The sequence below is a fragment of the Stenotrophomonas sp. YJH_SMC_25 genome, assembly GCF_059369595.1.
Map to the genome: position 1 here is coordinate 190,384 of NZ_JCAFSV010000004.1, position 25,470 is coordinate 215,853.

General features: G+C 67.2%; 20 protein-coding genes. 3 read left to right on the forward strand and 17 right to left on the reverse strand.

Annotated elements, in window-relative coordinates; translation table 11 throughout:
• Positions 1 to 95: 95 nt before the first annotated feature.
• The 3 genes from AC5P7E_RS07470 to AC5P7E_RS07480 are packed head-to-tail and all read right to left on the reverse strand — an operon-like array spanning position 96 to position 5,586.
• On the reverse strand, positions 96 to 3,173 hold the full coding sequence (locus tag AC5P7E_RS07470; protein ID WP_114618347.1) for an efflux RND transporter permease subunit: 3,078 nt from the start codon (positions 3,171 to 3,173) through the stop codon (positions 96 to 98).
• Positions 3,170 to 4,342 (reverse strand): efflux RND transporter periplasmic adaptor subunit, encoded by a 1,173-nt coding sequence (locus tag AC5P7E_RS07475; RefSeq protein ID WP_024956522.1) that lies wholly within the window; start codon positions 4,340 to 4,342, stop codon positions 3,170 to 3,172. Before AC5P7E_RS07475 ends, AC5P7E_RS07470 begins: the two co-directional genes overlap by 4 nt.
• Entirely contained in the window at positions 4,339 to 5,586 is a 1,248-nt protein-coding gene (locus AC5P7E_RS07480) for a TolC family protein (protein ID WP_114618346.1), read from the reverse strand. Before AC5P7E_RS07480 ends, AC5P7E_RS07475 begins: the two co-directional genes overlap by 4 nt.
• A 62-nt stretch (positions 5,587 to 5,648) precedes the next feature.
• Here AC5P7E_RS07480 and AC5P7E_RS07485 point away from each other — a divergent pair, with 62 nt between their 5' ends.
• Together AC5P7E_RS07485 and AC5P7E_RS07490 are read left to right on the forward strand one after the other, a co-directional pair.
• Positions 5,649 to 6,323, forward strand: a complete 675-nt coding sequence (locus tag AC5P7E_RS07485) for a response regulator (RefSeq protein WP_099484669.1) — start codon at positions 5,649 to 5,651, stop codon at positions 6,321 to 6,323.
• Positions 6,316 to 7,698 (forward strand): sensor histidine kinase, encoded by a 1,383-nt coding sequence (locus tag AC5P7E_RS07490; RefSeq protein ID WP_114618345.1) that lies wholly within the window; start codon positions 6,316 to 6,318, stop codon positions 7,696 to 7,698. Before AC5P7E_RS07485 ends, AC5P7E_RS07490 begins: the two co-directional genes overlap by 8 nt.
• A 252-nt stretch (positions 7,699 to 7,950) precedes the next feature.
• Here the strand turns inward: AC5P7E_RS07490 and AC5P7E_RS07495 are convergent, their stop codons facing one another.
• The 3 genes from AC5P7E_RS07495 to AC5P7E_RS07505 all read right to left on the reverse strand — a co-directional run bounded on the left by AC5P7E_RS07495 (position 7,951) and on the right by AC5P7E_RS07505 (position 11,144).
• Positions 7,951 to 10,302, reverse strand: coding sequence for a GH92 family glycosyl hydrolase (locus AC5P7E_RS07495; RefSeq protein WP_012480420.1), 2,352 nt, complete (start codon positions 10,300 to 10,302; stop codon positions 7,951 to 7,953).
• 96 nt (positions 10,303 to 10,398) lie between these two features.
• Positions 10,399 to 10,722, reverse strand: a complete 324-nt coding sequence (locus AC5P7E_RS07500) for a thioredoxin family protein (RefSeq protein WP_012480421.1) — start codon at positions 10,720 to 10,722, stop codon at positions 10,399 to 10,401.
• 5 nt (positions 10,723 to 10,727) lie between these two features.
• Positions 10,728 to 11,144 (reverse strand): host attachment family protein, encoded by a 417-nt coding sequence (locus AC5P7E_RS07505; RefSeq protein WP_005409854.1) that lies wholly within the window; start codon positions 11,142 to 11,144, stop codon positions 10,728 to 10,730.
• Between the two features lie 480 nt (positions 11,145 to 11,624).
• Here AC5P7E_RS07505 and proP point away from each other — a divergent pair, with 480 nt between their 5' ends.
• Entirely contained in the window at positions 11,625 to 13,112 is a 1,488-nt protein-coding gene (gene proP, locus AC5P7E_RS07510; RefSeq protein ID WP_044570299.1) for a glycine betaine/L-proline transporter ProP, read from the forward strand.
• An 84-nt stretch (positions 13,113 to 13,196) separates the two neighbouring features.
• On the opposite strand, the gene AC5P7E_RS07515 is transcribed toward proP, so the two are convergent.
• The 11 genes from AC5P7E_RS07515 to AC5P7E_RS07565 form a co-directional block, all read right to left on the reverse strand.
• On the reverse strand, positions 13,197 to 13,811 hold the full coding sequence (locus AC5P7E_RS07515) for a hypothetical protein (protein WP_329761710.1): 615 nt from the start codon (positions 13,809 to 13,811) through the stop codon (positions 13,197 to 13,199).
• 105 nt (positions 13,812 to 13,916) lie between these two features.
• The gene (locus tag AC5P7E_RS07520; protein WP_024956515.1) at positions 13,917 to 14,543 is read right to left on the reverse strand and encodes an ATPase; all 627 of its coding nucleotides are present in this window, start codon (positions 14,541 to 14,543) and stop codon (positions 13,917 to 13,919) included.
• Between the two features lie 3 nt (positions 14,544 to 14,546).
• Positions 14,547 to 14,888: a type II toxin-antitoxin system prevent-host-death family antitoxin gene (locus tag AC5P7E_RS07525; protein WP_005413623.1), complete on the reverse strand. Its 342-nt coding sequence runs from the start codon at positions 14,886 to 14,888 to the stop codon at positions 14,547 to 14,549.
• Positions 14,889 to 14,958: 70 nt separating this feature from the next.
• Positions 14,959 to 16,554, reverse strand: coding sequence for a sensor histidine kinase (locus AC5P7E_RS07530; RefSeq protein ID WP_005409859.1), 1,596 nt, complete (start codon positions 16,552 to 16,554; stop codon positions 14,959 to 14,961).
• Between the two features lie 9 nt (positions 16,555 to 16,563).
• Positions 16,564 to 16,968, reverse strand: coding sequence for a response regulator (locus AC5P7E_RS07535; RefSeq protein WP_024956513.1), 405 nt, complete (start codon positions 16,966 to 16,968; stop codon positions 16,564 to 16,566).
• 136 nt (positions 16,969 to 17,104) lie between these two features.
• On the reverse strand, positions 17,105 to 18,559 hold the full coding sequence (locus AC5P7E_RS07540; RefSeq protein WP_114618344.1) for a surface lipoprotein assembly modifier: 1,455 nt from the start codon (positions 18,557 to 18,559) through the stop codon (positions 17,105 to 17,107).
• A gap of 90 nt (positions 18,560 to 18,649) precedes the next feature.
• The gene (locus AC5P7E_RS07545; protein ID WP_005413626.1) at positions 18,650 to 19,414 is read right to left on the reverse strand and encodes a Slam-dependent surface lipoprotein; all 765 of its coding nucleotides are present in this window, start codon (positions 19,412 to 19,414) and stop codon (positions 18,650 to 18,652) included.
• Between the two features lie 53 nt (positions 19,415 to 19,467).
• Positions 19,468 to 22,590, reverse strand: coding sequence for a TonB-dependent receptor (locus tag AC5P7E_RS07550; RefSeq protein ID WP_197596123.1), 3,123 nt, complete (start codon positions 22,588 to 22,590; stop codon positions 19,468 to 19,470).
• A gap of 182 nt (positions 22,591 to 22,772) precedes the next feature.
• A complete protein-coding gene (locus AC5P7E_RS07555; protein WP_044570307.1) occupies positions 22,773 to 23,729 on the reverse strand; it encodes a FecR family protein in 957 nt (318 codons plus the stop codon).
• Between the two features lie 82 nt (positions 23,730 to 23,811).
• Positions 23,812 to 24,315, reverse strand: coding sequence for an RNA polymerase sigma factor (locus AC5P7E_RS07560; protein ID WP_044570308.1), 504 nt, complete (start codon positions 24,313 to 24,315; stop codon positions 23,812 to 23,814).
• A gap of 185 nt (positions 24,316 to 24,500) precedes the next feature.
• Complete coding sequence (locus tag AC5P7E_RS07565; protein WP_044570309.1) at positions 24,501 to 25,427, reverse strand: LysR family transcriptional regulator; 927 nt, start codon at positions 25,425 to 25,427, stop codon at positions 24,501 to 24,503.
• Positions 25,428 to 25,470 lie beyond the last annotated feature (43 nt).

The window sequence follows — 25,470 nt, forward strand, 5'->3', positions numbered from 1 at the left end:
GGCCATCGCACACCGGTAGTCGCCCACCTTGGTGGGCGCTTCGCCGTCTGCCAACCAAGGTTGGCCTCTACCGGGCGGAGAGCCGGATATCGCCGTCAGCCCGTGCGGGCCTCGCGGCGGTGATGCACCCAGTAGTACAGCGTGGGCAGTACCAGCAGGGTCAGCAGCATCGCCGACAGCAGGCCACCGATCACCACCACCGCCAGCGGCTTCTGGGTCTCGGCGCCAATGGCATGCGAGGTCGCCATCGGCAGCAGGCCGAACATCGCCAGCAGTGCGGTCATCAGCACCGTGCGCAGGCGCTGCAGCGAGCCCTGCACCACCGACTGCAGCAGGTCCATGCCCTGCTCGCGCAGCTGGGCGAAGCGGCTGAGCATCACCACCCCGTTCAAGACCGCCTGCCCGAACAACGCGATGAAGCCGATCGCCGCCGACACCGACAGTGGAATCCCAGTCAACCACAGGGCGAGAATGCCGCCGATCATCGCCAGTGGCACGTTGGCCAGGATCAGCGCGGCGCTGCTGATGTCCTTGAAGGCATCGAACAGCAACACGAAGATGATCAGCACCGACAGCGGGATCACCCAGCCCAGCCGTTTCATCGCACGTTGCTGGTTCTCGAACTCCCCGGACCATTCCAGCCGGTAGCCTTCCGGCAACTGCACGCTGGCGTCCACGCGCTTGCGCATGTCGGCCACCACGCTGCCCATGTCACGCCCGGCGATGAAGATGCTCACCGCCTTGACCCGCTGTGCGTTCTCGCGCGAGATGTTGATCGCACCGCTGGCCATGCGGAAGTCGGCCACGTCGGACAGTGTCACCGTGTGCCCATCGCCGATGCCGACCGGCACCGTGCGCAGCCGTTGCAGGTCGCGGTCGGCGTCGTCCAGGCGCAACGTGATCGGGAACCTGCGGTCACCTTCCCACAGTTCGCCGACCTGGCGCCCGCCCAGTGCGGTCTCGATCACCTCGTCGATATCGCGCACGTTCAAGCCATAGCGCGCAGCACGGTCGCGGTCGATTTCGATCTGCAGCTGCGGCAGTGAGCCGTCACGGTCGATGAAGGCACTCTCTACGCCCTCTACGCCACGTACCTGTCCCAGGATCGCCTGCGCCTGCTGGTTCAGCACGTCCAGATCCGAGCCACTGACCTTGATCACCACCTGGCCCTTGATCTGCGAGATGCTCTCCAGGATGTTGTCGCGCACCGGCTGCGAGATCGAGAACTCCGGCCCTGGAATACGCTGCTCCAGCGTGCGCTGCAGATCACTGACCAGCTGCCGCTTGTCCACGCCCTTCGGCCATTCCTTCTCGGGCTTCAACGCCACCAGCGCCTCGATCTGGTTGGCGCCCTTGGCATCGGAGCCGTCTTCCGGGCGCCCCAGCTTGGCCACCACCGTCGATACCTGCGGGAAGGTGCCGACCAGCTCACGGATGCGCCGCGACTGCTGCTGCGCCTCGGCCAGGCTGGTGCTGGGGTCAAGCGTGGCGGTCAGCCAGATCGAGCCCTCGTCCAGCTCCGGCAGGAACTCCGAACCCAGCCGGGTGCCCAGCGCGAGCGTGCCGGCCAGCAGCGCGACCGCGGTCAGTACCACCGCACGCGGGCGGGCCAGAGCGCGCTCCAGGATCGGCCGGTACCAGCCGGTCAGGCGGTCCATCAGCGGATTGCCGTCGCGCATGCGGTCGCGCCGCAGCCACCAGTAGCAGAACAACGGCACCACGGTCAGCGCCAGGATCAACGCACCGATCAGGGCCGAGGTCACCGAGTACGCCATCGGCGCGAACATGCGGCCTTCCTGGCGCTGCAGGGTGAAGATCGGGATGTGTGCGGCGATGATGATCAACATCGAGAAAAACGTCGGCCGCCCCACTTCCGATGCGGCTGAAAGAATGGTCGAGAACCGTGTCTTCCGGTCGGCCGCAGGGGGCAGCTTCGACAATCGCGAGACGATGTGCTCGGTCACGATCACCGCGCCGTCGATGATGATGCCGAAGTCCATCGCACCCAACGACAGCAGGTTGGCCGGCACGCCCCACAGGTGCAGGCCGAGGAAGGTCGACAGCAGCGCAAGCGGCATCATCGCCGCCACGATCAGTGCGGCGCGGGCGTTGTACAGGAACAGCCACAGCACCAGGAACACCAGCACCGCGCCTTCCAGCAGGTTGCTGAAGACGGTTTTCAGCGTGGTCGAGACCAGCCACGAGCGGTCGTAGAACGGCTCGATGCTGACCCCGTGCGGCAGCTGGTTGGCTTCGATCTCGGCGATGCGCGCATGCAGGGCGCCGAGCACGTCGGACGGATTCTCGCCCTTGCGCATCAGCACCATGCCGAACACCGCATCGTCATTGTCGTCCTGGCCGACCAGGCCCTGCCGTGGCAGGCCGGTATCGGCGATGCTGGCTAGGTCGCGCACCAGGATCGGCGTGCCACCACGCTGCTCCACGACCACATTGCCGATGTCGGCCGGCGAACGCATCAGGCCTACGCCGCGGATCAGGAACTGCTGCTGGCCGCGCTCCACGTAGCCGCCGCCGGCATTCGAGCTGCCCTTCTCCAGGGCCTCGGCGAACTCACGCAGGCTGATGCCGCGGTCACGCAGCTTGTCCAGGTCCGGCTTGACCTGGAACGTGCGCGCGAAGCCGCCGAAGCTGATCACATCGGCCACGCCCGGCACGGTGCGCAGGCTGCGCTCCATCGTCCATTCCTGCACGGTGCGCAGCTGGGTCGGCGTCATGTGCGGGCCCTTGAGCACGTAGCGGTAGATCTCGCCTACCGCTGAGCTCATCGCCTCCAGTTCCGGGGTCACCCCTTCCGGCAGCTCCACGCCCTGCAGGCGCTCCAGCACCTGCTGGCGCGCGAAGTAGTCATCGGCCTTGTCGTCGAAGGTCAGGATGATCATCGACAGGCCGAACTGCGTATGCGAGAACACCCGCACCGAATGCGGAATGCCGGACAGCGCCACTTCCAGCGGCATCGTCACTTCGCGCTCCACCTCTTCGGCCGCGCGCCCGGGGTGCAGCGATACCACTGTCACCTGTGTATCGGACACATCCGGAAAGGCCTCGACTGGCAGCACGCGGAACGCGGCAATGCCAGCGCCGATGAACAACAGCAGCGCCAGCATCACCATCAAGGGCTGGCGCAGGCAATAGGCAATCAGGCGATCGATCATGGCGCGGCGTGCCCCGTGCCGGCGCTGGCGGCGGCTGGCGCGCTGTCGACCAGCTGCTGCAACAGCAGGCCGCCCTCGACCACCACCCTGCTGCCAACCGCCAGGTCGTCACGCACCCACAGCCGGCCATCGCCCAGTTCCTCGGCATGCACGGCATGGCGCACGTAGCGCCCCTTGTCCTCCTCCACGAACACCACCTGCTTGCCGTCGATCAGCAGCACGGCCGCATCGGGCAGCGAGACACCGCCGTCGGCCGGCAACGCCACCTGGGCGCGCACGTACTGCCCCGCCTTGAAGCCGCGTGCGCGGTTGTCCAGCTCGGCGCGCGCCTGCACCACGCGGCGTTCGCTGTCGACGAAGTCATCCACGTGCTGCAGGGTCGCCTGCAGCAGTTGGCCATCGGCACCGGGTACGCTCACCTGCATGCCCGCCTTCATGCGTCCGGCCAGGCTCTCGGGAACATCCAGCAGCAACCACAGGCGGTCCGGATCGCCAATCACCGCCAATGGCTGTTCGCTGTCCGGGCTGACCGCCATGCCCGGGCTCATCCGCCGCTCCACCAGCACGCCATCAATGGGCGCGCGCAGCGGCAGGCGCTGGTCGACGCGCTGGCCGTTGCCATATGCCTTGGCGAAGGCGGTTGCACGCGCATGATCGGCCTGGCTGCCGGCGAAGTTGGCCTCGGCCTCGTCCAGTTCGCGGCCCGACGCCACACCCGCCGCATGCAGCTCGCGGGTGCGCTCCAGCTCCTTGCGCGCCTGCTGCAGCTCGGCGCGGCCACGCACGCCCTCCGCCTGGGCCTGGCCGAACTCGGGCGAGGTGATCCAGGCAATCAATTGGCCGGCCTTCACTTTCTGGCCCGGCTGCGCCTCGATGCGCGCCACCTGCCCCGGCAACGGCGTGCGCAGTGCACTGGAACGGGTCTCGTCCCAGACCACCCGGCCCGGCAGCTGCAGGCTGGCGCTGGCGCCGGCGGTCACCGCCTCGCTGCGCAGCACGTCCAGCTGGCGGCTGCCGGCAGGAAACTGGATCTGGCCGGCACTGATCTGCGGCGCATCCTCGGTGTAGGACGCCGGCTCACGGCCGCAGCCGACCAGCAGGGCCAGCGCCAGCAAGGCCGGCAGCACGCCGTGTCGCGCCCGCGGGCGATGGGCGACGGGGGACTTCATCGGGACTCTCCTTCAGCAACGGATGTGGCCGCTTCCCAGCGCGCCAGGGCAATGGCATGGTCGGCGCGCGCATCGATCAGCGCGGCCTCGAAGTCGCGCCAACTGCGGCGCGCATCCAGCAGATCGGTCAGGCTGGCGGCGCCGCGCCGGTACGCCAGTTCGATGCCCTGCACCGCCTTGCGTGCGGCGTCGGACTGCAGTCCCTCATAGTCGCGGCGGCGCTGTGCGGCGGACTGCGCGCTGGCCTGCAGCTGGTCCAGCTCGGCGCGTGCTTCGCGCTGCAGTACCTGCAGCTCCAGCGCGGCGCTGTCACGGTCGGCCTCGGCACGCTGGATCGCGCCGCGTGCACGTGACGGGCCGCCGAGCGGAATGGTCAATGACACACCCCAGGTGACGCCGCTGATGTCGGTCGGCTCGCGCTCGGCCTCCACACCCAGCTGGATGTCGCGATGGCGCTCACTGCGCGCCAGTGCCACACCGGTGTCGGCCGCGGCCAGGCGCGAACGTGCCGCGCGCAGATCGGCACGCTGCTGCGGGTCGAACGCACGCGTATCCACCCTGCCCGCGGGGTCTGGCCACGGATCATCGGCGCTGAGGTCATGGCTGTCGTCGCGGCCGAGCAGCAGCCCCAGCGCATGCCGTGCATCGCGCAGATCCAGGGCCGCCTCGCGCGCCGCGTCGGCTACGGCGAGATCGTCCACCGCCAGCCGCGCGCGATCCACCGGTGCCATCGCCCCTGTCGCGACCTGCTTGTCCGCCGCCGCCATCTGCTCGGCCGAACTCTGGCGGTTGGCCTCGGCAATCTGCGCCCGCTCCTGCGCGCCCTTCAAGCCGAAATAGGCTTCATGCAGCGCCACGTGCTGGCGGCGCCGCGCATCGAGCATCTCCAGCCCGGCCACTTCCAGCAGCGCGTCGGCCTGGCGGATGCGCAGTGCGCGCTTGCCGCCGCGCTCCCAGGTCCAGCCCAGGCCCACGGTGCTGTCCACCCGCTTGTCCTGCCAGCGTCCGGGGCCGATGCCGTGCTTGGGGCTGATCTTGCTGGTGCCGATCGACAGCTCGGTGGTCGGGCGTAATGCCGCCGTCTGCGCATCGCCCTGCACAGCGCGCAGCTCCAGTGCCGCCGCGCGGAGGTCCGGGTTGTGTGCTTCCATTGCGCGCTGCGCATCCTGCAGGGACAGTGCCGATGCGGCCGGCGCGCACAGGAGGGCGGCCAACACGGCCGCAAGACGAGGGGAGAAATTCATGCGGGTCACGGTAAGGTGACGCACTTGCGCCAAACTTGCCCCAACCTTGCACGAAGCTTGCAATGCGAATCCTGCTGATCGAAGACGACGCCGCTCTGGCCGATGGACTGATCCGCGCCCTGCAGGGTGCCGGCCATCTGTGCGACCACCTTTCGCGCGGGCTGCATGCACCGGCGGCACTGGCCAGCGCGCCATATGACGTGATGGTGCTCGATCTTTCATTGCCCGACGTCGATGGCCTCGACCTGCTCTCGCGCCTGCGCAACGACGGCGTCACCCTGCCGGTGCTGATCCTGACCGCACGCGATGGCGTGGAGGACCGCATCCTCGGCCTTGACCGGGGTGGCGATGATTACCTGGCCAAGCCATTCGCACTGGGTGAGCTGGAAGCCCGCCTGCGTGCATTGTCACGCCGCCGAAGCGATGCACCGGCGCAGAAGCGATTGGGCCGGTTGTGCTTCGACAGCATCCGCAATGAAGTGCAGGTGGACGGCCAGCGCATCGAGCTGACTGCGCGTGAGCTGTCGCTGGTCGATGCACTGATGCAGCATCCCGGCCGCACCGTTACCAAGCAGCGCCTGTTCGACGCGCTGTACAGCTGGGACCACGACGCCAACCTGTCGGTGATCGAGGTCCACGTCAGCCGCCTGCGCCGCAAGCTGGAACAGGCGCGCGCCGGCGTCGGCATCCGCATGCTGCGTGGGCTTGGATACCGGCTGGAGGCCGTGGGTGACTGAGCGCGTGCACAGCCTGCGTGGCCTGCTGCTCAGGCGCCTTTGGCTACCGCTGCTGGTACTGCTGCTGTGCAGCGCAGTGGGTTCATTTGCGCTGGCCCGGTTCTATGCCGGCCAGGTCTACGACCGCTGGCTGCTGGATTCGGCGATGTCGTTGTCCGAGCTGGTGACGGTGCAGGATGGTCGCGCTTCGATCGAGATCACCCCGGCCGTCTCGCGCATGTTCAGCTGGGACACCGCCGACGAAGTGCATGGCGAGGTAGTCGATGCCGAGGGTGGGCGTCTGTATGGCGACCTGCCCGAAGCCCTGCCCCGCCCTGCAATCGCAGCGGGAAATGATGACGACGCCATCTACTACGATGCACGTGTGCGTGGTCAACCGGTGCGCATGGTCGAAGTGGTGGTCAGCGCCGGACCGGGCCATGACATCCGGCTGCGCGTGGCTGAGACGCTTCGCAAACGCCACCGGCTGGAGCGCAAGCTGCTGCTGACCAGCGTTCCCTTCCAGGCCGCGATCCTGGCATTGGCGGCGTGGCTGGCGTGGTCCGGTACAGGCGCTGCCGCTCGCCATGCCAACCTGGTTGCGCGGAAGCTGGCCAGCCCGCGGCCGGATCCGTTGGCACCGTTGGACCCTGCGCAGGAGGCACCGCGCGAACTGTGGCCGGCGGTGGAGGCCTACAACGCGCTGCTGCAGCGTCTGGACGCGATGCAGGATGCGCAGCGGCGCTTTGTCAGTAATGCCGCGCACCAGCTGCGCACGCCCTTGGCGGCGATGCAGGTGGAACTGGAGAGTTCATTGCGCCAGCACGACCCGCAGGCCCAGCAGCTGGCGCTGTCCGGCACGCTGGCCGGACTGGCCCGCTTGCAGCATCTGGTCAACCAGCTGCTGATGCTCAGCCGCTCGGAAGATCCGCATGGCAGTGCACTGCCACTGCAACCGGTGGACCTGGCTGCGTTGGCACGCGGCGTGGTGGAGCGCTACGCCGACCGTGCGTTGGCGGCGGGCGTTGACCTGGGCTACGAGGGGCCAGACGACGGCGTGCAGGTACAGGGCGATCCGCAGCTGCTGCGCGAAGCGTTGGGCAACCTGCTGGACAACGCGCTGCGCTACGGTGCCGTGCCCGGCGTAATCACCCTCGGAGTTCGGCAGGAGGCCGAAGGCGTGCAGGCATGGGTTGACGATGACGGCGCCGGCATTGCCGAAGCCGAACGCACGCGCGTCACGGAACGCTTCTACCGGGCCAGCAGCGAAGGCGATGGCTGCGGGCTGGGGTTGGCGATTGTGGCGGAGATCGCGCAGCGACATGGTGCGATGTTGAAGATCGAAACGGCGCCGCTCGGTGGCGCGCGGGTGGGGGTGCGGTTCCGTTCGCGTTGACGTCCTGCGTGCCAACCAAGGTTGGCACCTACCAAAAGCACCCCGACCCACGGATTCCGGTAGACGCCCACCTTGGTGGGCGCCGTTGATGTCCTGCGTGCCAACCAAGGTTGGCACCTACCAAAAGCGCCGCGACCCACGGATTCCGGTAGACGGCCACCTTGGTGGGCACCGTTGACCTCCCGCGTGCCAACCAAGGTTGGCACCTACCAGGTGCGGGGCAATGACGGCGGCAATGCGGCGCCGCCCGCATCACCGGCTCATCGAGTACGGTGCCTGCGCGCCCTGCCCCGGCCAGTCCTTGTTCGGCTCGGCCTGCATGCTGAAGCGCAGCTCGCCACCGGCCAGGATCTCGTCGTGGCGCAGGAAGGTGCGCTGCAGCGGCTTGCCGTTGAGGCTCACGCTGCCCACATAGGTGTGCCTGTCATCCAGGCCATCGGCCACGATGGTGAACGTCTTGCCGTTGGGCAGGCGCATCGCGGTCTTCGGCAGGAACGGGCGACCGAGGATGTACTCGCCCGAGCCCGGTGCCACCGGGTAGAAGCCCAGCGCGGTGAACACATACCACGCCGACATCTGGCCGACGTCATCGTTGCCGGCCAGGCCATCCGGACGGTCGGCGTACTGGGTGTCCATGATCTGCTTCAGGCGCGCCTGGGTGCGCCACGGCTGGCCAGCGTACGAGTACAGGTAGGCCACATGGTGGCTGGGTTCGTTGCCATGTGCGTACCAGCCGATCAGCCCGGTGATGTCTTCCATGTGCTCGAAGATGGACGGATCCACCTTGGCGTTGAACACCTCGTCCAGGCGCGCGAGCAGCTTGTCGCTGCCACCGTGCGCTGCCGCCAGCCCGGCCACGTCCTGCGGCACATACCAGGAATACTGCCAAGCGTTGCCCTCGGTGTAGTCGGTTCCGTAGCCGCTGGCGCTGGGGTCGAACGGGGTGCGGAAACTGCCGTCGCGCTTGCGTGCGCGCATGAAGCCGGTGTCCTTGTCGAACGCATTGCGCCAGTTGGCCGCGCGCTTGTCGAAGGTCGCCGCGATATCGCCCTTGCCCATCGCCTGCGCCATGCGTGCGATGGTCCAGTCATCGAAGGCGTATTCCAGCGTCTTGCTGGCCGCTTCACCTTCCTCGTCGATCGGTACGTAGCCCAGCTCGCGGTACTGTGCGATACCGTCATAGGGGCCGTAATTGGCGGTCTCGACCATCGCCTTCAGCGCCTTGTCGGCGTCGAAGCCACGAATGCCCTTCACGTAGGCGTCGGCGATCACCGGCACGGCGTGGTAGCCGATCATGCACCAGTCTTCCAGGCCATGGAACGACCACACCGGCAGCATGCCGTAGGGGCTGTGCTCATGGTGGGCCAGCATCGAATTGACGAAGTCGCTGTTGCGCTTCTCCGGCTGCACCAGGGTCAGCAACGGGTGCAACGCACGGTAGGTATCCCACAGCGAGAAAGTCGAATAATTCGTGAAACCATCGGCCTTGTGCACGGCATTGTCCGAACCGCGATACTGGCCATCGGCATCCATGAACAGCGTCGGCCCCAACAGTGTGTGGTACAGCGCGGTATAGGCGCTGCGGCGAGCGTGCTCGGGTGCATCGATGTCGAGCACCGACAGCGCCTGCGTCCATTCCTGTTTCGCCTGCGCACGCACGCGGTCGAAATCGAAGTCGGCCACTTCCGCGTCGAGGTTGGCAATGGCGCCGGCCTCGCTGACCGGCGAGATGGCAACCTTGACCACCAGCGGTGCGTCCAGCTTGCCGAATGCGAAGGTACCGACCAGCTGACGGCCCTCGATCTGTGCGCGCTGGGACGGATCCTTCTCGCCCGGCGGCGGGAAGCCCTTGTAGACGATGTCCTGCTCGGTGTTGTGCAGCTCATGCCCGGCCAGCGGGCGCGAGAAGCGCATCGCGAAATACAGCTGGCGGCCCGGCGCCCAGCCGCGCGTCTCGCGGAAGCCGGTCACCGTGCCGTCGGCACGCACCCGCACCCGCGACCACAGCACCTTGCCCGGGTAGTCGTACATGCTGGTGCGCATGTCCAGCAGCACCTTGGCGTCGGTGCCCTTGGGGAACGCATAGCGATGCACGCCCACGCGGGTACTGGTGGTCAGCTCGGCACGCACCTTGTAATCGTCCAACGTGACCGCGTAGTAGCCCGGCTCCGCTTTCTCGTCATCATGGCGGAAGCGGGAGGCATAGCCGCTGCGCGGCTTCTCGGGATCGCCACGCTCCAGGCCGGGACTGCCGGTGAACGGCATCAGCAGGATGTCGCCCAGATCGGAATGGCCAGTGCCGGAAAAATGGGTGTGCGAGAAGCCGACGATGCTGCTGTCGTCGTAGCGGTAGCCGGCCGCCCAGCCGTAGGCCTTCTCGCGCGGCTGGATACGCGTATCCGGGCTGAGCTGGACCATGCCGAACGGTACCGTCGCACCCGGATAGGTGTGACCTTCGCCACCGGTGCCGATGAACGGGTCCACCGATGCGTAGGCCTTGTCGGCGGCGGTTCTGGCAGGCGCGGCCGAAGCCAGCCCGGAAGCGAGCATCGCCGTGGCGGCGACAGCGATCAGGAGACGACGGTCCAGCGTGGGCATCGGAATTTGGATCGATTCAGGTGATAGCCGGATGCTAGCACCGGGCCTGTCACGCCGCATGCTGCAGTGCGACTGCCCCGCGTGCAACGCCCGGTTCACTCCTCAATCGGGAAGCGCGCCCTGCAACGACATGAGATCCGCGCTGTCCAGCGGCCTCACTACCCGCGCGACCTCGTCTCCATCGTGCAGCAGCACCACCGTCGGCCACAGCTTCACTTTGAACGCTCGGCCCAGGGGCCTGCCCTTGCCATCCTCGATCTTCCAGTGCGGCAGATCGTTCGCTTCGACAAAGGCCTGCAACGCGGGCTGCGCGGCCTGGCAGTGGCCACACCAGGGCGCGCCAAACTCGAGAAGCAGCCAGCCGACCTGCGCCTCCACATCCAAGCGGTCGGGCTCCGCCGACAGGTGATCGCGCATGAATGGCATCCGCGCTACGCCGCCAGCGCCTTCTGGATATCCGCCAACGGCGCGTTGGTCAGGTCCTTGGCGATGTCGCCCAGCAGGCGGGCCTGGGTTTCCTTGTGCAGCAGCGGACGGATGCGTCCCAGCGTGGTCGGATCAGCGATCAACACCAGGTGTGCATAGCGGTTCTTCAACGCATCCTCATTGAGCTGTTCCGCCACCTGCTTGGCGAACGTCGCCTCGTTGAGCTGGGATACCGACATGTCCTTCGGCACTGCACCCGCAGGCCCCTGCCCGGATACACCCTGCTCGCTGATGTCCTGCAGGCGCAGTTCGCCTTCCTGCTTCAAGGCGAGCTGGTGATCGCTGCCGACATTGGTGAATACACGGGCCGAACCGCCATCGGCGACAACCACAAGCGTACCTTCGGGAATGCGACGGGTCATGCGATGCTCCTTCTCTGTTGCGTTCGCCCACAACGTAGAGGGCGGCATGTGAGCAGCACGACCAGATTCCGTTCAACGCACGTCATCATTGCTTTGCAGATGAACAGGCATGATGGAACACAGCGTGCAGACAACTGCGCTTCGCTGCACGCTCACGCGCGTGCCGTTATGATGAACGGATGATCGACACGACCCACTACGTGACGGGCGCACCTGTTACGTGGAAAGCACTGCCGACCGGCGCTCCGCTTGCCACGCATGTTCCTGCTCCGCCCATCCATCGCCTCGCGCTGGATCCTGGCGGATGACGCCCGCAGGCACTTCGCCTGCATCCCCCGCATCGCTGTGATTCCCCGCCGCTGACCGCGCGGCCGTCGTGGTCCCGTTGCCGTGCTTCCGCCGACACGGCGGTGCCTCGCCGTGCGCGTGCATCCACGCATGCCGCCGTTTTCTCCATTTCAAACCTCCCAGGGAGCCCCCATGCAGGACACCCCCGATGCACATGCCCATTTCGGCTGGTTCAAGCGCCGCCGCCACCTGAAGGTCGATGAGATCACCGTCGTCGATACGCCCATGCTCAAGCGCGCCGTCGGTGCCGCCGCACTCGGCAATGCCATGGAGTGGTTCGACTTCGGTGTCTACGGCTATCTGGCCGTCACCATCGGCCAGGTGTTCTTCCCGTCCAGCAACCCCACCGCACAGGTGATCGCCGCCTTCGCCACCTTTACCGTGGCGTTCCTGGTGCGTCCGCTCGGCGGCCTTGTGTTCGGCCCGCTGGGGGATCGCTACGGCCGCCAGAAAGTGCTGGCGTTCACCATGATCCTGATGGCGCTGGGCACGTTTGCCATCGGCCTGATTCCGTCCTACGAGCGCATCGGCATCTGGGCGCCGGTGCTGTTGCTGCTGGCGCGCGTGGTGCAGGGCTTCTCCACCGGTGGCGAGTACGGCGGTGCGGCCACCTTCATCGCCGAGTATTCCACCGACCGCAACCGTGGGTTGATGGGCAGCTGGCTGGAGTTCGGCACGCTGGGCGGCTACATCGCAGGCGCCGGTACCGTCACTGCGCTGCACATGCTGCTGAGCAGCGAGCAGATGCTGGACTGGGGCTGGCGCATTCCATTCCTGGTGGCCGGCCCGTTGGGCCTGCTCGGCCTGTACATGCGCATGAAGCTGGAGGAAACCCCGGCGTTCCGCGCGTTCGCCGAAGAAGCCGAGAAGCGCGAGCACGACCGGCCGGGGCTGGGCGCACTGTTCCAGGTGCATGGTCGCCAACTGCTGGTGTGCATGGGCCTGGTGCTGGTGTTCAACGTCACCGACTACATGCTGCTGACCTACATGCCCAGCTACCTCAGCGTCACCATGGGCTATGCCGAGAGCAAGGGCCTGCTGCTGATCATCATCGTGATGCTGGTGATGATGCCGCTGAACATCGTCGGCGGGTTGTTCAGTGACAGGCTGGGCCGCCGACCGATGATCATTGGTGCCTGCATCGCGCTGCTGGTGCTGGCGATTCCGTGCCTGCTGCTGGTCGGCAGCGGCAACGACGGGCTGATCTTCCTTGGCCTGATGCTGCTGGGCCTGGCACTGGTGTGCTTCACCAGTTCGATGCCGTCCACGCTGCCGGCGCTGTTCTATACGCCGGTGCGCTACAGCGCGCTGTCGATCGCATTCAACGTGTCGGTGTCGCTGTTCGGTGGCACCACGCCACTGGTGACCGCGTGGCTGGTGGAACGTACCGGCGACCCGCTGGTGCCGGCCTATTACCTGATGGGCGCGGCGGTGATCGGGCTGGTGACCATGCTGTTCGTGAAGGAGACCGCCGGCCTGCCGCTGCGTGGCTCACCGCCGGCAGTGGGCAGCGACAGGGAAGCCGCTGCGTTGTTGAAGAGCGATGTGCCGGTAACGGTGGACCCGACCTTGCCACCACTGCCGGAGGCTGCGGAGCCTGAGCAGGTGAAGCCGGCCTGAGGCCGGCCGCAGAACGCGGTCCCCGCTTGGCGTGGACCTACGGGGCCAGTGGCGCCGGGCGAATACGCCCGGCACTCCCTGGCGCTATTTCCTGATGTGAGTCAGCTTCCCCGGCGTCCAACGCAGCGTCCATGTGTAGTTTCCGTCCGGCGGACAGACGTGGCGGTTCGGGCTCTTCCATTCGCAGACCGTCGCGCCGGCACTGACAGTGAAATCGACAACGATGCGATCACCCTGGATGCGGATGGCACGGATGGCGCCTGGAATCTGTTCAGCCGCGTCGTCAGCATAGCCATACCTGCGGATGGCGGCATAGTCCTCTGCTTCCACCGGCGACAGGCTGTTCGGGTTCTCCTGGCCGCGCGGATCGTTTGCCGTCAGCGCCGTCATCACCGCAACAACGTTGCTTTGGGCGAAGCTGCCGCCGGAATAGTCGGACGTGTAGAAATACACGACCTCGGCACGGCCTTCGCCATCGAGATCGGCAACAGCGGTCCAAACCGGGCGGAAGTCGGATTCAATGTCGCCGCCGGGAATCAGCCGCAGGTTGGCTTCGGCGGCGTGGAAGGCCTGCACCAGGCTGGGCGGCGATGGTCGCTTGGCGGCAGGCGACGCTGCCATCGTCGGCATGCAGGACAGCGCCAGCGCGGCAAGCACCAGGCAGATAGAACTGGAGCGGAACGTCGCAGGTCCGTGCATGTCATCCTCCTTGAGTGTGCGGTCAGTCTAACCGCAGCTCCGGTGGCAGTCGTGCACGGCGCGGTTTCGCGCGATGTGTGAAAGGTATCCACGTATGGCGTGGATCTAATCCGAGGTGTTCAATTCCATCGCACGCATCACGATGGGCTTGGCCCAATCCGGCGTATGCAGCAGCTCGGCCACCGAGACCGGGTACTGCAGCTGGCCATGCGCCATCGCCAGCACCGGCAGCGGCTCGACGCAGCCGTCGGCGTCGGCGGGAGCGCTGTTGTCGTAGACATGCAGCTCGGCCAGGTGTGGCAGCAGGTCCAGCAGGTTCTCGCGCGCCGAATCGAAGCGGGCGTGGATCTTCTCCACCGGAATATCGTGGCCACCGGCCGCTACCCGCGCAGCGACGCGGGCGATGTGCAGCTCGACGCTGGCCAGGCCGCAGAACCATACCGCCACATGATGCTGCTCACAGGCCTCGCGCAGCAGACCTGGAATGGTGTTGCCGCCCAGCGTGGTCTCGAAGGCGAAGTCCGTGCCATCGGCCATGGCCTGGCGCAGGCGGCGGGTGCCTTCCTGCCAGGCCTCCGCATTGGCATCGGGCAGCGGCCAGCCGGCCTCCACCAGGCGCCGGGTGAACGAATCGGGGTTGAACCAGCCCAGCCCTTCGGCTTCCAGCCAGGTACCCAGCAGCGAACTCTTGCCGGCGCCATTGACGCCGGCAAGCACCAGGATCCGCCCCATCGGTCAGAGCGGGCGGCCGAGGGTGACCTTGCGACCGCGGCGGATCGGCTGGCCCAGCACCTTGCCCAGCCCCTCCCCGCGCTGCAGGCTGGCCAGGGTCTGGTCAAACTCACCGCGCAGGCGCAGCAGTTCTTCGCTGCGCTCACCGGCATCGCCGCCAGCGGCCTTGGCCAGCAGTTCCTGGTAGGTGCGGATGTCCACGATCACCGCTTCGGGGTGGTTGTGGTTGGTGATGACCAGCGCCTGCTTCTCGCGCACGGTGCGCATCAGGCTCGGCCAGCCACGGGTCTTCACCGACGACGCGGGGGCCTTTTCGAGGCCAGGCAGATCCAGCGGCAGGGTCATGGCACGGCTCCAGACGGGGACAGTTGAGGCCATTATGCCCAATTTGGCCCAATTGGGAATAAATGGACTTTTACCTGCCGGAACCGCCCGCCGCCGCGCCGGGAGCATCAGTCTGCAGCAGGCTGTCTCGCTCGCGCAGCGGAAAGCGGATCCAGGCGTCCAGGCCCTGCGGGCCAAAGCGCAGCTCGCCGCTGCCGGCGAGTTCGTAGGGCACGCGCTGCTCGATCAGCGCCCGGCCAAGGCCACGCTGCCGGGGCTGCTCCCAGTCCTCCACTTCGGCATGGCGCTCACACCAGTGCAGACCCAGCCATGGCTGGCCGGCCTGAACCTGCAGATCCCAGGTCACCTCGATCCGGCCATCCTCATGGGTCAGTGCGCCATGCCGCAGGGCATTGCTCGCCAGCTCGTGGATCGCCAGGGACAGTACTTCGGCCGCCTTCGGCGGCAGCAGCACATCCTCGCCCTGCAGGCGGTAGGCCGCCGCTGCCGGCGTCTGCGCCGCGATCTCCTCATCGAGCATGCCACGCAGGCAGACCCCGGCATTGGCGCCGCGGGTCAGCAGGCTCTGCGTGCGCGCCAGCGACATCAGTCGCCCGCACAACCGTTCAGCGTATTCATCCACGCTGCTGACCGACTCGCGGGTCCGCCAGGCAATGGCATGGATGGTGGACATGATGTTGCGCACCCGGTGCTGCAGTTCGGCCAGCAATACAGACTGGCGCTCGGTGGCACGCTTGAGATCGTCGATGTCCACGGCGATGGCAAATACGCCGCTGACCTCACCGTCGCCATCGCGCAGGGGCGCGGCCGCGACCCGGGTCCAGCGCGCGCGTCCATCGTCATGCAGATACTGGAACTCCAGCCCCGGCACCACGGTCTCGCCGCGCATCGCACGGGCGATGGCGAAATCCTCCGGCCCGATGGCGCTGCCGTCCGCATGCCAGCCACGCCAGCGATGCAGGTTCACCTCATCCGTGGAGGGCACCTTGCCGCTGGGCAGGTAGGCACGCATCTGGTCGTTGGACAGCTGCAGGCGCCCTTCGGTGTCGACAATGCAGACGCCCACCGGCAGCACCTTGAAGGCCAATGCCAGGCGCCGGTCCGCCTCCCGCCGCTTCTGCTCTTCGCGCTCGCGTGCCGATTGGGCCACATGCGCCGCTGTGGTCTCGAACATGGTCACGAGCACGCCGTTGATGCGCCCTTCCTCGCCACGGATCGGGCTGTAGGTAATGGTGAACCAGACATCCTCCAACCGCCCGCGTCGCGCCAGGGGATAGAGTTTGTCCTCGTAGGTGATGGTTTCGCCCTGCCAGACGCGCTGGTAGATGGGCCCATTGATATGCCAGACCTCGGGCCAGCACTCGCGGGTCGGCTGGCCGAGCCCGCCGGGATGCTTGTCGGCCAGAATCTCGGCATAGCCATCGTTGTAGAGCTGCACCAGCTGCTCACCCCACAGCACGATCATCGGGAAACCATGGGCCAGCATCAGGTCGACGGTGGCGCGCAGGTGGGGCGGCCACTGCTCGCAGGCACCCAACGGCGTGGATGACCAGTCGTGGCGGGCGATGCGCGCGGCCATGCCATCGTGGCGCACATGCAGCTGCGGTGCAGGTGGCATCTGGCCACGCAGCTTGGCGGCGTGGATGTCTTCAGGACGGCGCGACATGCCGCGCAATCAGGCAATGCCCGCAGAGACCTGCGGCGCCGCCACCAGCGCGGCCAGCTGCTGCACCAGCGCTTCGATGTGATAAGGCTTGGTACAGCGCGGCGCGCTGGCAAAGCGGCTGGGCAGGTTGTCGTCGTAACCGGAGGTCAGCAGGAAGGGGATACCCGTCTCGGCCAGCCGATCGGCCAGCGGATAGACCTGCTCACCGCCCAGGTTGATGTCCAGCAATGCCACATCGATGGGATGGGTATCGACCAGCCGCCCCAGCGCCTGCAGGTCACCGGCAGGCCCCACCACCTGTGCGCCTTTCAGCTCCAGATAGTCGACCAGAAACATCGCGATGGCGAATTCATCCTCCGCCACCAGTACACGCAGCCCTTTCAGGCCCTCTGGTTTGTTGCCCGCTTCCAGCACGACCGGCGCTCCTCGATACACGCGGCCCAGCTCTGCCGCAACACCCGAAGGATGCGCGAAACGGGCTACAAGAGCGCGTGATGATGAATGAAGATCGCGGCCACGGCGCGTTCACCGTGGCAGCGCAGCGGCGCGTTCAGAAGGCCCGTTCCCATTTCAGGCTGAGCAGGCTGCGGTCGTGGCTGTACAGCCAGCCGACGTTGCTGTCGATGCGCGCGTAGCGCAGGCTCAGGCTGGGTACCAGCCCGGCCACCGCCAGGTGCTCGCTGCGCACGACAGCAATCAGGTTCTGTTCGCTGTCCTCACGCCGCGCCTCCAGCAGCGGGCTCCACGCATCGTAGTCGCGCTCGCGCAACGACACGAACACGGTGGCGGTGGTGCCCGTCCACTGGCGCGCCGCCCCCAGGCGCAGTCCACGCTGGCGGTAACCGTTGGCCGGATTGGCGGCGCGGCTGTCACTCAGGTCCAGCCCGGCAAAGAGGGTCCAGCGCGGGTTGAGCGCACGGAACCAGGTGGCATACACTGCGGCCAGCTCACCGTCGTAATTGCTGGCCAGGCCGCGCTGGCGATAGCGCTGGCGCTTCCAGTCGGCCTCCAGCCTGAGCAGGCTGCGCGCGTCCAGTGCATATTGCCATTCGCCATGCAGCCCGCTGCCGCCCTGCAGAGCCCGGTTGCCCAGGCCCTGGTAGTCATAGCTCGGCGCGATCTGCAGGGTATGCCGTGCGCTGCGCCAGCTATAGCCCGCCTGCACGCTCGCATTGAGCTCGTTGTAGGCGCTGTGCCCGCGCCATGCCTGGCCGAACGCGAGCCCTCGCACATAGACGCCGTGATGCCCGGCCAGTGCCCAGCGACGCTCCAGGTTGCCGTCGTAGTCCAGGCCCATGGCGCGCTGGGCATCGGGAAGATTGCGCTGGATGATGCAGGTGTCGCCCACTCCGAACAAGCAGGTGCGGCTGGCCGAGCTGCGGTTGATGTTGTCGCTCCATGCCGGGCCGGCTGCCAGCGCTCCTTTCCAGCGCTTGCGCGCCTTCAGCGCAGCCAGATAGGCGTCCACCCGCCCGCGCACACCGGCGGTGGCGGGGTCGTCAGCATTGATGCCACCGGCGATGGCCGTGAACAACGCCTCCGCATCGCGGTCGCGCTGGTCCTCGGCATAGACACGTGCAAGCTCAAGGCGGGCCGGCAGGAAATCCGGCTGCGCCGCCAGCAGTGCTTCGTACTCGTTGGCCGCGCGGTGGTGATTGCCGGCCACCCGCGCCAGGCCGCCCTGCGCGTAGTGGCGCAGCAACGGGTCGTGGCCGGGCAGTTCGATGTATTCGTCCAGGAAGCGCTGCGCTGCACCCCATTGCTGATGCTGCAACGACAGGTACAGCGCCTGGCCCAGATCGTCGACCGTGCGCTCCACGCGCAGGGTCTGGCCGTCGATGGTGATGGTCGGTCGCGCCGACTCGGCCTGCTGCAGGCGCTGCTGGTCCTGCTGCTGGTGGCGCAGTTCGCTGCCCTGCTCCAGCACACGACGAAGATCATCCTGCTGGGCGCACACATCGGCAGCCGCCAGCAACAGGATCACAAGGAAGATGGGATGGCGCATGGTCGATCCGTGGTGATGCATGCAGCGGGCCGAAGCAGGGACTGGCGGATCGCGGCTTGTCCCTGCCCTGCCCCGTCAGGGGCGTGGCAATCAGTTCTTGCTGCCGCCGAAGGCGGTGTCGTACTGGCTGTTGCCGGCGAAGGTGGCGATGCCGGCCAGGGTGGCGGCGTTGGCGCCGAAGAACTGGCCCTGGGTGGTGCCGTTGACGCTGCCATTGACGTTGGCCGAACCGGCGAACGATGCATCGGCACTGTTGATGTTGGCAACGATGGCCAGGGTCAGGCCATTGCCGGACAGCGCACCGTCCAGCGTGCCGGCGCCGAAGTCGGCGTCGAAGGTGCCGCTCAGCAGGTTGCTGCCGTTGAACTTGTTCAGGCCGGCCACGGCGTACGACGCCACGCCGGCGGGCAGCGTGGTGCCGGCGCGGTCACCAACGAAGTAGACCTGGCGGTTGTTGAAGCCACCGGCAGCGCCATCCTTGGACCATTCGCCGAACCAGACATCGCCACTGCCGACCTTGACGAAGTTGAAGTGGCCCATGCCGGCGTGGCTGCCCGGTGCGCCGGTGATCGGCATGGCCAGGGTACGTACCGTCACGCCATTGACGGTGGTGGGTGCCGAGTAGGCGCTCAGGCCCTGGAAGTCCACCGGCTTGGCCTGGGACACGGTACCGACACCGATGCCGGCCTTGCCAGCGCGGTGCGGGCCGCCATTGACCTGCGATTCACCAACCGCCACGTACAGCTCGGCATCGGTCCTGGCACTGGCGGCACCGACGATATCGGCAGCATGCGCGGCACCGACCAGAGCCAGCGAGGCGGCAACGGCGAGCACCGAACGGGAGATCATTTTCATGGTATTGCTCCTTGGTTGAGGGAACTACGGGTACAACGCTTGAAGGTGGGAGATCAGAAGCGCGCGGTGACGCCGAGCTTCAGGGTGCGACCCGGGGCTGGCAGCGTGGACCGCGTGGCTGGATCGGCGTAGTAGCGGTTGCCGAGGTTGCTGCCGACCAGTTCGACGCTGGCATGCTCGTTGAAGCGCCAGCGCGCATAGGCATCGACGGTGGTGATGTTTCCCCAGGTGAACGGCACGTTCTGCCAGAGCAGGCCGCTGCCGCCGCTCAGCAGGCGATCACGGTAGGCCTGCAGGTCAGGGTTCTCGTGCCGCTGGTAGTGCACGATGCGGCTGCCCAGCTCCAGGCGCTCATCGAACAGGCGCGTGCCCAGCGACCCGTTGATCGACAGCCTGGGAATGGCCTGGGTCAGCAGGTAGCCACCGACGAAACCATCCTGCACGCAGTTCGGAACCAGGCCGCGGTTCGCGTCCAGGAGCACCGCCGTGCTCTCGTCACACACCTCGTTTTCCAGCGTGCGGGTGATGCCCAGATCGGTGAAGAAGCGCCGGTTGTCGAAGCGGGCCTGCAGTTCGATACCACGGATGGTCTGCTTGTCGATGTTGTCGAACAGGAAGTTGCCATCGCGTTCGATCACGTCACGGGTCTTGTGCACGTAGTACGCCAGCTTGACGTCGGCATCGGCGGTGTTGCCGAACAGGGCCGACAGGTTGTGCACGTAGCCCACCTCGTAGTTGTAGGCGTGCTCGGGCTTGAGCGCATGCAGCGGATTGAGGCTGCCGGAGAAGGCGATGGTGCTTTCGAACATGCTCGGGAAGCGCACCGCTTCGCTGTAACGCACGTAGGCCCGGGCGGCCGGGGACAGGTGTGCAGTGGCCGAGAAGGTCGGCAGCCAGGCATGGTCGCGGCGGCGGCTGTTGCGTCCATCGACCGGCTGCGACTGTACGCTGTTGCCGATGTTGCAGACCTGGTCGCTGCCGGCGAACACCGGCTGCACGCCGGGAACGGCCGCCACTTCGCCATTGAGGCAGGGATTGCCGGCGCGGGTGTAGTTGCCATCGGCATCGGGCAGCCAGGGCCGCGTGTACCGGACCGGACGCGGCGTCTCGTACGGTGCCAGCAACGCACGGATGCTGTCGTCGATGAACCAGCCCATGCCGCGCTTTTCCCATACGGCGCGGCGTGCTTCCAACGCGTCGATGCGGGCCTGCAGATTGGCGGGACGAGGCGGCAGTTCGTTCACGGTGTACTGCGCTTCCTTGCCACCTACGCCCTTGTTCAGCAGCTCGGGGTGCGCCTCAAGGAAATCGTCGAAGGCCCAGTAGCGGCTGTAGCGCACGCCTGCATTGAGGGTGAGGAAGTCGACCGGCCGCCACTCCAGGGTCAGGTAGCCTTCACCCTCCTGGCGGCGCCCGGCACGCGGGAACATGCGCCAGCCATCGGTGGTGCCGAAGTACGGATCGCGGGACCCCAGCTTCTCGTACTGCCAGTTGCCGCCCACGGTCAGGTCCAGGGTCGAATGCAGCGCGAAGCGGTTGCTCAGGATCAGGCCGGTGCGGTCATTGCGCGCGTTGGCCAGCGCGGTGTTGCGCAGGATCGGGCTGGCGTCCGGATTCCACGCCGGATTACCCACTGCGAAGTTCGGGAAGCCGCCAGCGCTGTAGGTATCGCTGTCCGTCTCCGTGCGCCACAGGTTGGCGTACAGGTCCAGCCAACGACTGCCGGCGGGCTGGAAACGGTATTCCAGGTTCCACGCATCCGAATCGACCCGGCTGAGCGGCCACTGGATGCGGCCGTAGTCGGGGGCCGACAGGATGCGAGACGGCATGATCTCGCCGTAGTGCGACAGCGTGCGCCGCCAGGTCGCCTTCAACTGCTGGTCATCGTTGATCTGCCAGCTGCCTTTGACCAGCCAGGACTCCTGTTCGCTGGAGGTATTGGGCACTTCATCGCCGGGCTTGAAGTAGCGCGCCAGCGTGGTGATGTAGTCGATGCCCTGGTACTCGAACTGCTCGCGCTGGTCCTGTTCGTAGTAGGCGCTGCCCTGGGTCCCGGAGAAGTAGTTGCCGCGCTTGCGCCAGGCGTAGGCGGCCATCAGGTCGACGTTGTCGCCACGCACGCCCAGCGCCAGGCGCCAGGCCTGGTCCTCGCCATCGAAGGGATTGTTGCCACTGCGCGACTTCACCGGCACCACCAGGGTGCGGTCGTCGTAGGGTGAGTTCGGCGAGCCCTGCGGGAAACCCGGCACGGTGCGGTAGTCCTCGCCGGTGTGCAGCCGCGGCAGGCGCGGTGCCACCGCATTGCTGCTGCCTTCGATCTTCAGCTCCCCGCCGAAGCGCTCGCCGGCAGCGACGACGTCATCGACGTCGATGGTCTTGATCACCAGCGCGCCACCGATCCCGCTGTGCACATCGCGCACCAGCCCTGGCCCCTTGATGATCTGGATGCCACCAATCAGGTTGGGATCGATGTAGTTGCGATTGCTGACGCCGTTGTAGCCACGCCAGACCGTGAGCGCCTGTTCGCCGCCGTCGATGCTGACCGGCACCCGCCCGGGCCCCTGGATGCCACGGATGTTGACGTCCAGCGCGCCGCTGTTGCGCGCATCGCCACTGAACACGCCGACCAGATCCTTGACCACGTCGGCCGGATTGGAGCCTCGGTAACGCTCCACCCGGTCGCGCCCCGAATACGCCGTGGTCAGGTCCAGCGCGAACACATCGTCGTAGCCACGCCGATCGCGGGCCTCCCCCCCTTCCGACTGAAGGCGACCGGCCACGTCCAGTGTTTCGGTCACCCGCACCCCTTCGCCCTCACCCGCCTCCGCTGCGGCCCGCAGGCTCCAGGTACCGTCCATGCCGCGCTGTGCACGCACGCCGCTGCCGCGCAACAGCTGCTGCAGCGCCTGCATCTGGCTGTACTCACCCTTCACTGCGCTGGAGCGGCGGCCTTCCACCAGGTCGCTGCGGAACACCACCTGCACATCGGCCTGGCGGCCAAAGGCGCGTACGGCATCAGCCAGCGGCTGCTCCGGAATGGTGTACTGCCGCACCGGCGCGACGATCGCCGGCTGCGCCTGCACGGCCGGCACCCAGGCCAGCGGCAGCAATGCGGTGGAAACAGCCAGGGCCAGAGCGGTGGCGCGACGATGACAGGCGGCTGCCGTGGACGGCATGGACGGGAACTCCTCAAGCGTGGCGGAACCACGGGCACATCCGGTGCCGGTGGCATGTCTGGCTTGAGGAGAAACGGTGTTTCGCTCTGGCTATACCTCTATAGACAGCGGGGCACTGCAGTTGCCCACGGTTCTTTCATGTTTTTTTCATGCGACCCGTTCATCCGGGTGCTGCGCGGGCCTCACCACAGCACCAGCGCGCCGCCGGGCAAGCGCTGCACGCGCAGTCCTGCCTGCGAGGCCACCGCGTCGATGGCCGTCTCCGGTTGCTGCAGGTGGAACAGGCCACTGACCCGTACGCTTGCGCCCTGCCCGCCCAGTACCCAGACCGGGGCACGGCGGTAGCGCGCCAGATCGGCGATGGCCTGCGCGGCGGGCTGATCGTCGATCACTACCTCGCCACGCCGCCACGGCGCCATGGTCTCGGCATCTTCCAGCTGCATTGGCTGCAGCCAGCGACCGTCACGGAACACGCGTGACTGCCCCGCATGCAGGCGCTGTACGCTGCCATCGCCCGGACGCACGTCGATCACACCCTCGCTGACCTCGGTGGTGACCGTGGTATCCAGCATCGACACACTGAAGGCGGTACCGATGTCACGGACCAGGCCGCCCGCCGCCTCGACCTGGAACGGTCGCGCCTCATGGGCCACCTGGAACCAGGCTTGGCCGCGCAGCAGGCGCAGGTGCCGCTGCTGGCCATCGAACGCAACCGCCAGTGCGGTGCCCGCATCGAGCACGGCGGTGCTGCCGTCCTCCAATTGCACCACGCGCGGTGCATCGCTGCTGCGCAGGTCACTGCGTGCCAGCAGCAGCGCGTGTGGCGCAGCGGCAACCATCAGCACCACCCCCGCGGCACTGGCCAGCAGCCAGGGCAGGCGGCGGCGCGGTGCGATCGGGCGCAACCCTTGGCGATCAGCCGTCAACCCGGGCAGCGCGGCCAGCACGTCGGGCCCGGCGGCATCCAACCCTTGCCAGAAGGCCTGCTGCTGGCGCCAGGCCAGCGCATGGCGCGGATCGGCCTGCAGCCAGCGCTGCAGGGCTCGTTGCTGGCGTTCCGGCAGCGGGCCTGCACTGCACTGGATCACCCAGCGCAACGCCTGCCTGGCCTGACGCGGCGAGGGTTCGGACGTGGTCATGGTTGTGGCCTGCCGCACCACGAACGGGTGCGCCTTCCTGTTGTGACAACGGCGGGCGCGATCTGCCCACGGCAATCGCCGCTCATCGATGCAGTCCCTGCTGGTGCTGCTGGATCAACAGCGCCGCGCGCAGCACGTGCTTGCCGACCAGGCTCTTGGAGATACCCAGCCGGGCGGCGATTTCGCGCTCGCTCAGGCCCAGGTAGCGGTTGAGCACGAAGCACTCACGCACCTGCGCCGGCAGCGCGAGGATGGTCCGGGTGATCTCGCGCAGTTGTGCCTGGTCCAGCGCCTGCGCCTCGCCGTCGTGGCCCGCCTCGGCCATGTCGAGGGCGTACTCGGCCATGGCACGCCGCTCGCGGGCGTCGGACTGGCTGCGGTTGAGCGCGTGATGGTAGGCCATCCGGTACAGATAGCCGCGCGGCTCCAGGATGGGCGGATCGCCGGGCACGCTGCTGGCCTTCAGGTACAGGTTCTGCAGGGTGTCCTCGGTACTGGCCGGGTCGAGATAGCGCGCGATGAAGCGAGACAACGCACGGCGCTCGCGGATCAGCAGCTCGACCAGCGCCAGGGCATTGGGAGACATAGGTGCCAAGGCCGGACCGGGGAATGATGGGCGTGATGGCGACGGTCCGGACGTGGATTGTGGGCTGCACGGCCGCAGGCGGCAAGCGAAGGCCCGTCGCGCGGCACCAGGATCATCCACGCATGGCGTGGATCTACCAGGCGGTGGCGGATCCAGTAGATCCACGCCATGCGTGGATGGAAGAGCTAGGGTTCCTCCAGCGCCTCGAAGCGTTCGGCGAGGTAATCGATCAGTGCACGCACCGCCGGCAACAGGCCGCGTCGCGACGGGAACACCGCGTGCACGATGCCGTGCTTGGGCACCCACTCCGGCAGCACCGGCACCAGCGCGCCACTGGCCAGTTCGTCACTGATCATCATCCGCGGCAGCATCAGCAACCCCACCCCGGCCACCGCAGCGGTGCGCAACGCGATCATGTCATCGCTGACCAGCCGCGGGCGATGATGCACGCTGGCCAGCACGTCGCCCGGCCCGGTGTATTCCCATACATGCTGCTGGCTGGGCGATGCCAGATCGACGGTCGGCATCATCGCCAGGTCGGCCGGCACCTGCGGCGTGCCCAGCCGCTGCAGCAGCGCCGGACTGGCACTGGTACACCAGACCCGACGCGCCAGCACGCGTACCACCAGGTCGCTGTCCTCCAGTGGCGGCGGCCGCACGCGGATCGCCACGTCCACACCCTCGCCCACCACGTCGACGCGCCGGTTGGTGGCGTCCAGCTGCACCGTCACCTGCGGGTGCTGGGCCAGGAAGTCGGCCAGCATCGTGCCGATGCGCGCATGCAGGATCGCGATCGGGCACGCCAGACGGATCGTGCCGCGCGGCTCGGCGCGCGACATCGCAATCGCTTCTTCGGCCGCTTCGGCTTCGACCAGCATCGCCTTGCAGTGGCGGTAGTAGTCCTGGCCAACCTCGGTGACCGAGAAACGCCGGGTCGAGCGCTGGATCAGGCGCACGCCCAACCGTTCCTCCAGCAGCGCGATGCGCCGGCTCAGTTTCGACTTCGGCATGGCCAGCGCCCGGCCGGCCTGCGAGAAGCCGCCGTGCTCGACCACCATGGCGAAGTAGAACAGGTCGTTGAGGTCGCAACGGCGGATATCAGCGATGAACACGGGGCGATCTCCTGTGGCGCAAGGCGCGCACCCATTGTTCACC